This is a genomic window from Pseudomonas sp. NBRC 111123, from assembly GCF_001320205.1.
GTDB lineage: Bacteria > Pseudomonadota > Gammaproteobacteria > Pseudomonadales > Pseudomonadaceae > Aquipseudomonas > Aquipseudomonas putida_J.
In genome coordinates this window covers 1-13,897 of the sequence record NZ_BCAZ01000039.1, presented here as the reverse complement: position 1 = coordinate 13,897, position 13,897 = coordinate 1, and the positions used below count along the sequence as shown (strand labels likewise).

13 protein-coding genes and 1 tRNA gene are annotated in these 13,897 nt (G+C 62.9%); 7 read left to right on the top strand and 7 right to left on the bottom strand.

The window, feature by feature from the left end:
• Positions 1-6: 6 nt before the first annotated feature.
• On the bottom strand, positions 7-780 hold the full coding sequence (locus APH27_RS18825; protein ID WP_027917578.1) for an ABC transporter ATP-binding protein: 774 nt from the start codon (positions 778-780) through the stop codon (positions 7-9).
• Between the two features lie 632 nt (positions 781-1,412).
• On the opposite strand from APH27_RS18825, the gene gabP reads away from it, so the two are divergent.
• On the top strand, positions 1,413-2,798 hold the full coding sequence (gabP, locus tag APH27_RS18820; protein ID WP_027917577.1) for a GABA permease: 1,386 nt from the start codon (positions 1,413-1,415) through the stop codon (positions 2,796-2,798).
• Between the two features lie 180 nt (positions 2,799-2,978).
• Here the strand turns inward: gabP and APH27_RS18815 are convergent, their stop codons facing one another.
• The 6 genes from APH27_RS18815 to APH27_RS18790 form a co-directional block, all read right to left on the bottom strand.
• On the bottom strand, positions 2,979-3,422 hold the full coding sequence (locus tag APH27_RS18815; RefSeq protein ID WP_027917576.1) for a hypothetical protein: 444 nt from the start codon (positions 3,420-3,422) through the stop codon (positions 2,979-2,981).
• A 101-nt stretch (positions 3,423-3,523) separates the two neighbouring features.
• Positions 3,524-4,513 (bottom strand): polyphosphate kinase 2, encoded by a 990-nt coding sequence (gene ppk2, locus APH27_RS18810; RefSeq protein WP_060485615.1) that lies wholly within the window; start codon positions 4,511-4,513, stop codon positions 3,524-3,526.
• Between the two features lie 190 nt (positions 4,514-4,703).
• Positions 4,704-4,779 (bottom strand) — tRNA-Phe (locus APH27_RS18805).
• Between the two features lie 90 nt (positions 4,780-4,869).
• On the bottom strand, positions 4,870-5,142 hold the full coding sequence (locus APH27_RS18800; protein WP_027917574.1) for an oxidative damage protection protein: 273 nt from the start codon (positions 5,140-5,142) through the stop codon (positions 4,870-4,872).
• On the bottom strand, positions 5,139-6,206 hold the full coding sequence (gene mutY / locus APH27_RS18795) for an A/G-specific adenine glycosylase (RefSeq protein ID WP_060485614.1): 1,068 nt from the start codon (positions 6,204-6,206) through the stop codon (positions 5,139-5,141). The genes APH27_RS18800 and mutY overlap by 4 nt, the downstream gene beginning before the upstream one ends.
• Positions 6,203-8,440, bottom strand: a complete 2,238-nt coding sequence (locus APH27_RS18790) for an AsmA family protein (RefSeq protein ID WP_060485613.1) — start codon at positions 8,438-8,440, stop codon at positions 6,203-6,205. The genes mutY and APH27_RS18790 overlap by 4 nt, the downstream gene beginning before the upstream one ends.
• Before the next feature lie 456 nt (positions 8,441-8,896).
• Between APH27_RS18790 and APH27_RS18785 the strand changes: the two genes are divergently transcribed.
• From APH27_RS18785 to hisF, 6 genes are all read left to right on the top strand, one after another.
• A complete protein-coding gene (locus APH27_RS18785) occupies positions 8,897-10,558 on the top strand; it encodes an OFA family MFS transporter (protein WP_027917571.1) in 1,662 nt (553 codons plus the stop codon).
• Between the two features lie 271 nt (positions 10,559-10,829).
• Positions 10,830-11,423, top strand: coding sequence for an imidazoleglycerol-phosphate dehydratase HisB (gene hisB / locus APH27_RS18780; RefSeq protein WP_027917570.1), 594 nt, complete (start codon positions 10,830-10,832; stop codon positions 11,421-11,423).
• Positions 11,424-12,062: an imidazole glycerol phosphate synthase subunit HisH gene (gene hisH / locus APH27_RS18775; protein ID WP_027917569.1), complete on the top strand. Its 639-nt coding sequence runs from the start codon at positions 11,424-11,426 to the stop codon at positions 12,060-12,062.
• Complete coding sequence (locus APH27_RS18770) at positions 12,063-12,323, top strand: DUF2164 domain-containing protein (protein ID WP_027917568.1); 261 nt, start codon at positions 12,063-12,065, stop codon at positions 12,321-12,323.
• A 27-nt stretch (positions 12,324-12,350) separates the two neighbouring features.
• Complete coding sequence (hisA, locus tag APH27_RS18765; protein WP_023382794.1) at positions 12,351-13,088, top strand: 1-(5-phosphoribosyl)-5-[(5-phosphoribosylamino)methylideneamino]imidazole-4-carboxamide isomerase; 738 nt, start codon at positions 12,351-12,353, stop codon at positions 13,086-13,088.
• Between the two features lie 10 nt (positions 13,089-13,098).
• The gene (gene hisF, locus APH27_RS18760) at positions 13,099-13,869 is read left to right on the top strand and encodes an imidazole glycerol phosphate synthase subunit HisF (RefSeq protein ID WP_011536177.1); all 771 of its coding nucleotides are present in this window, start codon (positions 13,099-13,101) and stop codon (positions 13,867-13,869) included.
• Positions 13,870-13,897 lie beyond the last annotated feature (28 nt).

The window sequence follows — 13,897 nt, the reverse complement described above, 5'->3', positions numbered from 1 at the left end:
GCTCCGTTAGCGGTGGCTGGACATGAATTGCTTGCAACGCGCCGAGGTCGGGTTCTCGAAGACCTGCTGCGGCGATCCTTGCTCTTCAACCAGGCCCTGGTGCAGGAAGACCACTTCACTGGACACCTGGCGGGCAAAGTTCATCTCGTGCGTCACCAGCAGCATGGTACGGCCTTCTTCGGCCAGTGCGCGGATAACGTTAAGCACTTCCTGGACCATTTCCGGATCGAGCGCCGAAGTCGGCTCGTCGAACAGGATGACCTTGGGCCTCATGGCCAGGGTACGGGCGATGGCAGCACGCTGTTGCTGGCCACCGGAAAGCTGGGCGGGGTAGCTGTGGCGCTTGTCGTAGATGCCGACCTTGTTCAGCAGCGCTTCGGCGGCTTCGATGGCCTCGGCCTTGCTCTGGCCGAGCACGCGGCGTGGCGCCTCGATGATGTTGTCGAGGATCGACATGTGCGGCCACAGGTTGAAGTTCTGGAAGACGAAGCCGATCTCGCTGCGCAGGCGGTTGATCTGGCGGTTGTCGGCAGCGATCAGGTCGCCGTTCTTGGCGGCCTTGAGCTTCAGGCTTTCGCCGGCAACGAGGATCTCGCCCTGGTGGGGGTTTTCCAGCAGGTTGATGCAGCGCAGCAGGGTGGACTTGCCGGAGCCGGACGACCCCAGGATGGAGATCACGTCACCGTCGCGAGCGGTCAGCGAAATGCCCTTGAGAATTTCCTGCTCGCCGTAGCGTTTGTGCAAGTTGCGGATTTCCAGCGCGGGCGTGGCCTGGGCCATGTGCGGTCCTCATGTATTCGGGTGCGTTCCCAGCTGTTGGCGGCCTTCCTGGCGAGCGCCACGCTAGCATAGCGGCAATAGACGGCCAACAGGGTCGCAGGGGGCTCAAGGCATTGCCGGGGCAGTTTGTCGCATCGTTGCAGTGCAACGTCGCGCAGATGTCCGCAAAGGGTCTCGCCCAGCGCCATGGCCTTGATGGAAAAAGGCGCGATGGTGCCAGTTTTGGCCGGTACTTGAAAGCTGTTTTAGACCATTCGCGGGTCTGGCCCGCTGCTGTGGGTGCGACTTCGGCCCGTTGTCCCGGGGATAAAGGGTTGCGCCTTCGGGTTGCACTTTTGTGCCTTGCGCCGGTGCATAGGTGTTACCGGGGAGCACCTTTGGTGCGTTTGTAAGTGGGTATTTCCGTAATCCGGACTTGGCATGGGCATTTGGCGGCCTTTCGGTCAAAGGTTGGCCGAATGCCCTGCAACCCGCGCCGTTTAAAGGTCGGGCGATCAATCTGACGAATGCATTCAGCAGGTGGCAAGCTTATTGCCAGTAGGAAACCGCCGATTGCAGCGATGCCTAGGTCAACCCCAGGTGCGCTCTGTTCCCGCAGTCGGAGTGGTCCACTCCTTACAAAGGTAGTTTTAATGAGCGGTAACAATTCCAATGACCTCGCTCAGGGGCTCAAACAACGGCATGTCACCATGCTGTCCATTGCTGGCGTTATCGGCGCCGGTCTGTTCGTAGGGTCCGGCCATGCCATCGCAGCTGCCGGCCCGGCCGTGCTGCTGGCCTACGCCGCCGCCGGTACCCTTGTGGTACTGGTGATGCGCATGCTCGGTGAAATGGCGATCGCCTCACCGGACACGGGTTCGTTCTCTACCTATGCCGACCGCGCCATTGGCCGCTGGGCCGGTTTCACCATTGGTTGGTTGTACTGGTGGTTCTGGGTACTGGTCATCCCGCTGGAAGCCAACGCTGCTGCGGCCATCCTCCACGCCTGGTTCCCGTCTGTGGACCTGTGGGCCTTCTCCCTGCTGATCACCCTGGCGCTGACCCTGACCAACCTGTGCAGCGTCAAGAACTACGGTGAATTCGAGTTCTGGTTCGCCCTGCTCAAGGTGCTGGCGATCATCGGCTTCATTGTCGTCGGCTGTATCGCCATGTTCGGCTTCGTGCCAAGCAGCCAGGTGAGCGGTGCTTCGCACCTGTTCGACACCCAGGGCTTCATGCCCAATGGCCTGGGTGCCGTGCTGGCGGCCATGCTGACCACCATGTTCTCGTTCATGGGGACCGAAATCGTCACTATCGCCGCTGCCGAATCGAAAGACCCGGGCAAGCAGATCAGCCGCGCCACCAACTCGGTGATCTGGCGTATCTGCCTGTTCTACCTGGTGTCGATCTTCCTGGTGGTGGCCCTGGTGCCGTGGAACGACCCGGCGCTGGCCGAAGTGGGTTCGTACCAGACCGTGCTGAGCCGCATCGGCGTGCCGAACGCCAAGCTGATCGTCGACATCGTCGTCCTGGTGGCCGTGACCAGCTGCCTGAACTCGGCGCTGTACACCTCTTCGCGCATGTTGTTCTCGCTGAGCAAGCGTGGTGACGCCCCGGCCATCGCACAGCGCACCACCCGGGCGGCGACTCCGCATGTGGCTGTGCTGCTGTCGACTGCTGCCGCGTTCCTCTGCGTGTTCGCCAACTACGTGGCCCCGGCCCAGGTGTTCGAATTCCTGCTGGCCAGCTCTGGCGCCATCGCGTTGCTGGTGTACCTGGTGATTGCCATTTCGCAGCTGCGCATGCGCAGCCAGCGTGAGGCACGTGGCGAGAAGATCGCCTTCAAGATGTGGCTGTTCCCGGGCCTGACCTGGGCGACCATCGCCTTCATCGTCGCCGTGCTGGTAGTGATGGCGCTGCGTGAAGATCACCGTGCCGAGATCATCGCGACTGCGTTGCTGAGTATTGGCGTGGTGGCGGCGGGCTTGCTGGTGCACCGCAAGCGTGAAGCTGCCGGGCGGGTAGCGCTGGACAACTGATCCGCGCTGCTTGAAATGAGAAGGCCGCGTCCTGTGCAGGACGCGGCCTTTTTTATTGCCTGTGCGGGCCCTTTCGCGGGTAAACCCGCTCCTACAGGGACCGCGACGCCCTCGGGCCTGTGGTTAACCTGTGGGAGCGGGTTTACCCGCGAAAGGGCCGCAACAGGCGATATGGCCCGTTCAGCCAAATTGCTTCTGCTGCTGTTGCTGCTTGGCCACCAGCTCGGAAGCGGCGATGTAGGCTTCCTGGAACTCATCGCTCTCCAGCCAGGCCATGGTGGTGTCTTCGTCGGCACCGTCGAGCCAGGTGCGGTAGGCGTTGAACACCAGCACGATGTAGTCGGTGGCGTGTTCTTCCTTGTGGCCCTTGAGTACCAAGGCCAGCAGAGGGTCGACCAGGAATACCGAGATCATCGCGACCAGGCTGGTTTCCTGTGCGGCTTTCATCTTGTCGAACAGCTCTTTATAGCTGTCTGTCTCCATGGCCTTGTTGAATACCTGCTCGATGCTGGCACTGTCACCGGCGCTGGCCTTGACTGCCTGGCCGCTGCGCACCATGCGGTTCTGCTTGGCCTTGCTGGCGGCGCGCTTGGCGCGTTTCTGTTGCTTGGTTGGAGTGGCCATGGCTGATCCTGGGGTGTGGCTGAAAAAGTGCGCGTATTGAAGCGCAGTTGCCCGGGAAACCCAAGTGTTGCTGAAAGGGGCTGCACAGCAGCCCCGGCAATCTAGCTGGCTACCGCAGCCGGTTCATCCTCCTCGAACCCGCGCGATGCCCGGCCCACCAGCAATTCATCCGGTGCATGCGCCACGTGGTGGTCCTTGCCCGGGTAATCGAGCGAATGCAGGAAATGCCGGATGCAGTTGATCCGCGCGCGCTTCTTGTCATCCGACTTGATCACTGTCCATGGTGCATCGGCAGTATCGGTATGGAAGAACATCGCCTCCTTGGCTGCGGTGTAGTCCTCCCACTTGTCCAGTGACTTGATGTCGATAGGCGACAGCTTCCAGTGCTTGAGTGGGTCGTCCCGGCGCGAGATGAAGCGGCGCAGTTGCTCCTCGCGGTTCACTGAGAACCAGTACTTGAACAGCAGGATGCCGCTGTTGCACAGCATCCGCTCCAGGTCTGGCGTCTGGCGCATGAATTCGAGGTACTGCAAGGGCGAGCAGAACTCCATCACCTTCTCGACCCCGGCGCGGTTGTACCAGGAGCGATCGAAGAAGACCATTTCACCCGCCGTGGGCAGGTGCTGGATGTAACGCTGGAAGTACCACTGCCCCAGCTCCTGCTCGGAAGGCTTTTCCAGCGCGACGATGCGCGCACCCCGCGGGTTCAGGTGCTCCATGAAGCGCTTGATGGTGCCACCCTTGCCCGCCGCATCACGCCCCTCGAACAGGATCACCACGCGCTGGCCGGTTTCCTTCACCCAGCTCTGCACCTTCAGCAGCTCGATCTGCAGCGCGTGCTTGGCCTTTTCATAATCCTGGCGGCGCAGGCGGGTGCGGTACGGGTAATTGGCTGGCAGGCGCGCCGAGGTGCTGTCTTCATTGCTGCCCTTCGGGGCGCTGGCGACTTCCAGCGCGGCCGGGGCCTGGCTGACCTGGGTGATGGTGGGCTCAGGCTTGCGTTGGCGAGGGCGGCGCGTGCGGGGTGTGGTGGTGGCGCGGGTCGAGGATTCGCCCGGGGCGGGAAGCAGGAGGGTGGGTTCTTCGCTCATGGGGGTCCTTGCGAGGTTGGGCCGAATGTCCACCTGCAATTTTGAGTTCGAGCGAAACGGGGCTTGTTGATGCCGGTCAATGGCGGAGGGAATGGGGAGGGGAGCAAAAATCCAGGCAACAAAAAACCCGCACTAGGCGGGTTTCTTGTTGTCGCTTCGGGTAACTTTGCAACCACCAGAAGCTTGAAGGTGGTGCCCAGAGACGGAGTCGAACCGCCGACACGAGGATTTTCAATCCTCTGCTCTACCGACTGAGCTATCTGGGCGACGAGGTGAATTAAATAGATTTTCTGACGGCCCGTCAACGACTTTTTGAAAAAATTTTAAATTAATTCCGTCGCTTACGATTCGTGGGGTCATTCGGAGGGTGGAACGTAGCCTTCCGCCTGGGCGTATTCCTCGCCAGCGAAAAACTTGTCCATCTCGCCTTGGAGGAACTTGCGGTCCTCACCGTTCATCATGTTCAGGCGCTTTTCGTTGATCAGCATGGTCTGGTGTTTCTTCCAGTCTTCCCAGGCTTTCTCCGAGATGTGGTCGAAGATGTCCTGGCCTTTGGCGCCAGGGTAGGGCGGGCGCGCCAGGCCTGGGAGTTCTTCTTTGTACTTGCGGCACATCACGGTGCGGGTCATCGGGCTTCTCCTGCAATCAATTCGTCGGCCGCGCGTTTGAGCAGCTTCTTGACCGGGGCGGCGAGGCCCAGGCGCGGCGGGGTGGCGAGGTTATACCAGAGCCAGTCGGCCTCGACCACGTGCTGGCCGACCGGGTTGACGCGTACCAGCCAGGGCTCGATCACCAGCTGGAAGTGGCTGAAGGTGTGGGTCAGGCCGTCCAGCGCGCGGCTGCCAGCCAGGCGCAGGCCGTGCTGGTAGGCGAGGTCATCGAGCTGGGCGATGTCGTCGAGTTCCGGCAGGCTCCACAGGCCGCCCCACAGGCCGCTGGATGGGCGGCGATAAAGCAGGATGGCGCCTTCGTGGTTGGCCAGCAGCGGCATCAGCGTGCGCCGTTGGGGCAGCGCCTTGCGTGGCTTGGGCTCTGGGTAGCGGGTTTCTTCGCCGTGCAGGTGCGCTTCGCAGCCGCGCTGCAACGGGCAGATCAGGCAACTGGGCTTGCTGCGCGTGCACAGCGTCGCGCCCATGTCCATCATTGCCTGGGTGTAGTGGTTGGCACGCAGCTGCGGTGTAAAGCGCTCGGCCGTGGCCCACAGCTGGTTGGCCACCTTGGGTTCGCCGGGGTAGCCGGCCTGGGCGGTGTAGCGAGCCAGCACGCGCTTGACGTTGCCATCAAGAATCGGCGCGCGAATGCCCATGCTGATGCTGGCGATGGCGCCGGCGGTGGAGCGGCCGATGCCGGGCAACTCGGTGAGCTGTTCGACGCTGCGCGGAAATTCGCCGCCATGCTGCTCGACGACGATCTTCGCCGCCTTCTGCAGGTTGCGTGCGCGGGTGTAGTAGCCAAGGCCCGTCCACAGGTGCAGCACTTCGTCCTCCGGCGCTTCAGCCAGGGCCTGCACGGTTGGCAAGGCCTGCATGAAGCGGTCGAAGTAGTTGAGTACGGTGCTGACCTGGGTCTGCTGCAGCATGATTTCCGAAACCCATACCCGGTAGGGGTTGATGCCCTGTTGCCAGGGCAGGTCGTGGCGACCGTGCTGGTCGTACCAATCCAGCACGGCGCTGGAGAACTGCGCGGGGGTCATCGCTTGAACAGCCCCTTGAGTGCGTCTTTGAGTTCTGGGCTCACTTTGTCTCCGAGTTTTTCATCGATCTTGTCTTTCAGGCGGTTGCCGGCCAGCTTGGCCGCGACCTTGCCCAGGCCGTCCTGGTCCAGGCGGCAGGCCTTGGCGCCCAGCTCCAGCGGGCCACGGCAGCGCAGCGGCACTTCCACACCGACGAAGCGTTCGTTGACCTGGCAGGCCGGGTCGGGCATTGCGCGCTGGTCACCTTCGACGATCACGCCGACGTTGTAGTCCATGCCCAGCACGCGCAGGTCGAGGTCGCCATGGCCGTTGACGGTCAGGCCCGGGATGCGTGCCTTGAGGTCCGGGTTGCTGGCCACGCCATTGCGAATCACCAGGCTGCCGCGCAGTTCTTCGAACGGGGTGTCCTTGCCGCGTGGCTCGCCACTCAATGCCTTGCGGTTGAGGGTGGCGATGGCCTGGCAGAGTTGCTGTTCCAGGTTGGCGTTGACCAGCACGCCGTCGTTGATGGTGAAGTTTGCGCTGCCATTGAGGGTGTCGACCAGTGCCTTCTGGCTGTTACCGGTGGCGGTCAGATCACTGGTCAGGGTCAGCAGGCCTTTGACCGGTGGCGTCTGCTCCTTGCCTTCGGCCTTGATGAAGTGCTCGACCGGGACCCGGTTGATCTTGGTGTTGATACCCATCTGTGGCACGGCAGGGCGCACATCGACATTACCCTTGGCTTCGAAGGTGCCGTTGTAGAGGCCGCCACGCAGGGTTTGCAATGTCAGCAGGCCGCCTTGGCCGGTGGCCTGCAGTTGCGCATCGCTGATCGGAAGTTTGTCCAGGGTCAGCGAGCCGAAGGCCAGGTCGGCCTGCAGGTCGAGTACCCGCAGGCGGTCGACCGGCAACAGCTTGTCGTCGCTCCAGGCCAACTGGGTCGGGGCGTTGGGCAGCGGTGTGCTGCCAGCAGCGGCTACGGCTGTGGCTTCCTGCTGTTGGACCTCGGCCTGGCGTGCGGCAGTGGCACCCTTGGCCTCTTCGCTCTTGGCCGGCATGTACCGATCAGCGTCGAACTTGTCGCCTTTTAGCTGCAGGCGCAGGGCCTGCTTGGCGAAGTCTTCGACGGCCACGCGGCCGGTGAAGGTGCTTTCGTCCAGCTTCACGGCCAGGTCGGCCAGTGTCAGGCTGGTTGGCGTGCCTTGCAGCCGGGTCACCAGCTCCAGCTTGCCGAATGCCGCCGGGTCGGTGGTGGCCGGTAGCGGGTGGCCGATGCCGTCGAGGAAGGTGCGCAGGTTGAACTGGGCGATGGACAAGCCGCCGCTCAGTTGCGGTGCCTTGTCGAGGTCACGCAGGTTCAGTTCGCCGAGGGCGCGCAGCTGGTTGGCCGACACCTTGAGGCCGTTCCACGAGGCCACGTTGGCGCCCATGTCGACCAGCAACTGGCCTTGGGCGCCGAAGGTGACGGTCTTGCCAGCGGTAGGTTCGCCCGACGTTTCGCCGGTCAGGCGCATGTCTTCGAAGTTGTAGCGCTTGAGCTTGCGATCGAAACGCAATTCGCCGGCCAGCTCGGTACGGGCCTTGATGGCTGGCTGGCTGGCGCTGAGGAAGGCGCTGGCCTTGAGGGCGATATTGGTGCCTTCGTGGACCGGGCCGGTGCTCAGCTGGATGCTTTCGGCGCTGTAGCTCTGACCGCTTTTGGCATCGGTGTACTGCACCCGGGCGTTGTTCACGGTGAGGCTGTCGATGTCCAGTTTGACGGCGCGTTCGCCGCCGCTTTCGGCAGGTTTGGCGGGTTGTTCGGCAGGTGCCTGGGTCGGCGCAGTGGCGGTGCCCTCGCTTGCAGCCGGTAGCGGCTTGCCGATGTCCTCCCAGTTGCCGTGGCCGTTTTCGTCACGTGCCAAGGTCAGGTTGAGGCCTTCGACGCGAACATCGCTCATCTGCACTTCACGGCGCAGCAATGGCAGCACGCGTACCGAGAGGCCGAGCATCTGCAGGTCAGCGAACGGTTCTTTGGGTTTGGTCAGGGTGGCGATGCTGGCTTCGTGCAGCTCCAGGCCCAGCCAGGGGAACAGGCTCCAGCCGATGTCGCCGTTGAGGGTCAGCTCGACGTGGGCCTTGTCGCGCGCCAGTTGGCGGATCTCGTCTTTGTAGTCGTTGGGATCGAAGAGGTGGGTCAGGGCGAAGCCCAGCGCCACAATGATCAGCAGCAACCCGAGAAGCCCCAGTCCCAGGATTTTGCCGAACGCTTTCATGGGCGAGTCCTTGTAGTCCGTAGTGTGAATTCCGAACGCCAGAGTATAGCGCCGCAGGGGTGTGCCCTGCGTATTCGACTAGCGATGCAGGGCATTTCCAATGATTGTGAGATTCGACAGTTGTGGTTTTGGCAGTTCCTTCGGCGCTGGATTCTTCGCGGCACGCCCGCTCCCACAGGTGCTGCAGCGCACTCGAGAGCTGTGGAAGTCCTGTGGGAGCGGGCGAGCCCGCGAAGAGGCCGGCATAGAAATACCGATTCAGCCACGCGGAAAATAACGATATCAGATTGCTTTCATGTCATCTGCGAACTGGTACCCTTGTGCCGCTTTGCGGAGCGACCGCGACCCATTGTCGCGGGCCGTTACCCAGGGAAAAGGCCAGTTCGCCCTGCGTGCGAGAACAAGAGCCCGGGACGCCATCCGCGAGCACTGTCTACCTACAAAAGGATCGAATCCATGAGCAGTACAATCGCGGCAGGGGGGCTGGCCAGCGCGCCGAGCTTCCTGTCGAAGGAGCGCATCATCGCCCGCCCGGGCTTCAACCGTTGGCTGGTCCCGCCAGCCGCCTTGGCCATCCATCTGTGCATCGGCATGGCCTATGGCTTCTCGGTGTTCTGGCTGCCACTGTCGCAAGCCATCGGCATCACCGCGCCAGTCGCCTGTTCGGCGGACATGGGCTTCATCGCCCGCCTGTTCAGCGCCGAGTGCGATTGGCCGATCTCGATGCTGAGCTGGATCTACACCCTGTTCTTCGTCTTCCTCGGTTGCTCGGCGGCGGTGCTGGGCGGCTGGCTGGAACACGCAGGCCCCCGCAAGGCTGGCCTGGTGTCGGCGCTGTGCTGGTGCGGCGGCATGTTGATCTCGGCGATCGGCGTGAAGACCCACCAGCTGTGGCTGATGTGGCTGGGCTCCGGCGTTATCGGTGGTATCGGCCTGGGCCTGGGCTACATTTCGCCGGTCTCGACCCTGATCAAGTGGTTCCCGGACAAGCGAGGCATGGCCACCGGCATGGCGATCATGGGCTTCGGTGGTGGCGCCATGGTTGGCGCACCCTTGGCCACCGCGCTGATGGGCCACTTCGGCAACGAGCATGAAGTGGGTGTGTGGCAGAGCTTCGTCGCCATGGCCGCGATCTACTTCGTGTTCATGACCGCCGGTGCCTTGGCTTACCGCGTGCCGCCGACCGGCTGGAAGCCTGAAGGCTGGACTGCCCCGGCGAAAAAAGCCGGTAATGGCATGGTCACCGACCGCCACGTGCACGTCAGCGTCGCCTGGAAAACCCCGCAGTTCGCCTTGGTCTGGCTGGTGCTGTGCCTGAACGTCTCGGCCGGCATCGGCATCCTCGGCATGGCGTCGCCGCTGCTGCAGGAGGTGTTCGCCGGCAAATTGCTGGGCAACGCGCTGAGCTTCAGCGAGCTGAACGCCGCGCAGCTGGCGCAGATCGCCGCCATCGCCGCCGGTTTCACCGGCCTGTTGAGCCTGTTCAATATCGGTGGCCGCTTCTTCTGGGCATCGTTCTCCGACTACATTGGCCGCAAGAATACCTACTTCGCCTTCTTCGCCCTGGGCGTTGGCCTCTACAGCCTGGTGCCGAACATGGGCCACCTGGGCAACGTGGCGCTGTTCGTGGCGGCGTTCTGCATCATCCTGTCGATGTACGGCGGTGGCTTCTCTACCGTACCGGCGTACCTGGCCGACCTGTTCGGTACGCAGATGGTCGGCGCCATCCACGGTCGCCTGCTGACCGCCTGGGCTGCTGCCGGCGTGCTGGGCCCGGTGCTGATCACCTACCTGCGCGAGTACCAGCTGGCGGCGGGTGTGGAACGTGCAGCGGCCTACGACATGACCCTGTACATCCTCGCCGGCCTGCTGGTGCTGGGCTTCATCTGCAACATGCTGATCCGCCCGGTGGCCGACAAGTACTTCATGACCGATGCCGAACTGGCTGCCGAACGTGCGTTGAGCCACGACAAAGGCGCTGACGGTGCCCGTTCGCTGGAGTGGCATGCTGCGCCGGGTAGCCTGCCGCTGGTGCTGCTGGCCTGGGCTGTGGTGGTGATTCCGCTGGCGTGGGGCGTGTGGGTTACCCTGCAGAAGACTGCTGTGCTGTTCCATTGATGTAGCTGCACTGGGGGCGCTGCGCGCCCCTTTCGCGACACAAGGCCGCTCCTACAGGGGCCGCGTGGACCTCGAGATCGCGCGGTCCCTGTAGGAGCGGCCTTGTGTCGCGATGGGCTGCAAAGCAGCCCCACTTCCCTGGTTGTATAGACCTGTAGGCCTCTCCGGCCCCGTAATTCCTTGCCATGCCATATGTCATCCGCGTTTCAAGCTGGCGCGTTCTGGGCCTATAATGGAGCCCTTTTCGCCCAATGATTTTGCGGAGCTGGTGATGGTCGAACGTAAGGCTTCCGTCGAGCGCAATACCCTGGAAACCCAGGTCAAGTGCTCGATCAACCTCGATGGCAGTGGCAAGGCCCGATTCGATATCGGTGTGCCTTTCCTTGAACACATGCTGGACCAGATCGCCCGTCATGGGCTGATCGATCTGGATATCGAGTGCAAGGGTGACCTGCATATCGACGATCACCATACCGTCGAAGACGTCGGTATCACCCTGGGCATGGCATTCGCCCAGGCCATCGGCGACAAGAAAGGCATCTTCCGCTACGGCCACGCCTACGTGCCGCTGGACGAAGCGCTGTCGCGCGTGGTCATCGACTTCTCCGGCCGCCCAGGCCTGCAGATGCATGTGCCGTACACCCGCGCCACGGTTGGCGGCTTCGATGTCGACCTGTTCCAGGAGTTCTTCCAGGGCTTCGTCAACCACGCCCTGGTGACCCTGCACATCGACAACCTGCGTGGCCACAACACCCACCACCAGATCGAAACCGTGTTCAAGGCTTTCGGCCGCGCCCTGCGCATGGCTGTGACCCTCGACGAGCGCATGGCCGGGCAGATGCCGTCGACCAAAGGGTGCCTGTAAATGCAGACGGTAGCCGTAATCGACTATGGCATGGGCAACCTGCACTCGGTGGCCAAGGCGCTTGAGCACGTCGGCGCCGGCAAGGTGCTGGTCACCAGCGACGCTGCGGTGATCCGCGAGGCTGACCGTGTGGTGTTCCCAGGCGTGGGTGCGATTCGTGACTGCATGGCCGAAATCCGCCGCCTGGGCTTCGACAGCCTGGTGCGTGAAGTGAGCCAGGACCGCCCGTTCCTCGGCATCTGCGTCGGCATGCAGGCGCTGCTCGACCATAGCGAAGAGAACGAAGGCGTCGACTGCATCGGCCTGTTCCCTGGCCAGGTGCGCTTCTTCGGCAAAGACCTGAAAGAAGACGGCGAGCACCTGAAGGTGCCGCACATGGGCTGGAACGAAGTCAGCCAGACCATCGACCACCCGCTGTGGCACGACATTTCCGACCGCGCGCGCTTCTATTTCGTGCACAGCTACTACATCAATGCCGGCAAGCCGGGCCAGGTAGTCGGCCGTGGCCACTATGGCGTCGACTTTGCCGCCGCGCTGGCCGATGGCTCGCGCTTTGCCGTGCAGTTCCACCCGGAGAAGAGCCACACCCATGGCCTGCAGCTGCTGCAGAACTTCGTCGCCTGGGACGGGCGCTGGTAAATGAGCCGCTCGAAGACCAAGGCCCCGATCATCACCCTGGCTCCCGAAGAGGAACGCGAGGCGCTCGACACGCTCAAGCGCTTTCTGGAAGACCGCTTCGAGCTGCAGCTGGGGTCGTTCGAAGTGGCCGAGGTCCTTGAGCTGTTCAGCAAAGAAATTGCACCCCATTACTACAACAGGGCGATTGCCGATGTTCAGCTGCACCTCAAGGAGCGGTTCGAGAGCATCGAAAGCGATCTCTGGGCGCTCGAGAAGCCCTGAAACCCCAAGAACAGACAGGTTCCCAAGATGCTGATTATCCCCGCTATCGATCTGAAGGACGGTGCCTGCGTGCGCCTGCGCCAGGGCCGCATGGAAGACTCCACGGTATTTTCCGACGACCCGGTGAGCATGGCCGCCAAGTGGGTCGAAGGTGGCTGCCGCCGCCTGCACCTGGTCGACCTCAACGGCGCCTTCGAAGGCCAGCCGGTCAACGGTGAAGTGGTTACCGCCATCGCCAAGCGCTACCCGAACCTGCCGATCCAGATCGGCGGCGGCATCCGCTCGCTGGAAACCATCGAGCACTACGTCAAGGCCGGCGTCAGCTACGTGATCATCGGCACCAAGGCGGTCAAGCAGCCTGAGTTTGTCGCCGAAGCGTGCAAGGCCTTCCCGGGCAAGGTCATCGTCGGCCTGGACGCGAAAGACGGCTTCGTCGCCACCGACGGTTGGGCCGAAGTCAGCTCGGTGCAGGTCATCGACCTGGCCAAGCGTTTCGAGGCCGATGGCGTCTCGGCGATCGTCTACACCGACATCGCCAAGGACGGCATGATGCAGGGCTGCAACGTGCCGTTCACCAAGGCGCTGGCCGAAGCCACGTCGATCCCGGTGATCGCCTCGGGCGGTATCCACAACCTGGGCGACATCAAGGCCCTGCTGGACGCCAAGGCCCCAGGCATCATCGGTGCCATCACCGGCCGTGCCATCTACGAAGGCACCCTCGATGTCGCCGAGGCCCAGGCCTTCTGCGACAACTACCAAGGCTGAGGACTGAACCATGGCACTGGCCAAGCGCATCATCCCTTGCCTGGACGTGGACAACGGCCGGGTGGTCAAGGGCGTCAAGTTCGAGAACATCCGTGATGCCGGTGACCCGGTAGAAATCGCCCGTCGCTACAATGAGCAGGGTGCCGACGAAATCACGTTCCTCGACATCACTGCCAGCGTCGACGGCCGCGACACCACCCTGCATACCGTCGAGCGCATGGCCAGCCAGGTGTTCATCCCGCTGACCGTGGGCGGTGGCGTGCGCACCGTGCAGGACATCCGCAACCTGCTCAACGCCGGTGCCGACAAGGTTTCGATCAACACCGCCGCGGTGTTCAACCCGGAATTCGTTGGCGAGGCAGCGGACCGTTTTGGTTCGCAGTGCATCGTCGTTGCGATCGACGCCAAGAAGGTGTCCGGGCCTGGTGAAGCACCACGCTGGGAGATCTTCACCCACGGTGGGCGCAAGCCGACCGGGCTGGATGCCGTTGAATGGGCGAAGAAGATGGAAGGCCTGGGGGCAGGCGAGATCCTGCTGACCAGCATGGACCAGGACGGCATGAAGAACGGCTTCGACCTGGGCGTAACCCGTGCCATCAGCGACGCGCTGGGGATTCCGGTGATTGCTTCGGGGGGTGTGGGTAACCTGCAGCACCTGGCTGACGGGATTCTGGAAGGGCATGCCAGCGCGGTGCTGGCGGCCAGTATCTTCCACTTTGGTGAGTACACCGTGCCGGAGGCCAAGGCTTATATGGCTTCGCGCGGGATTGTCGTTCGCTGAAATATTGATTGGGGCTGCTTTTCAGCCC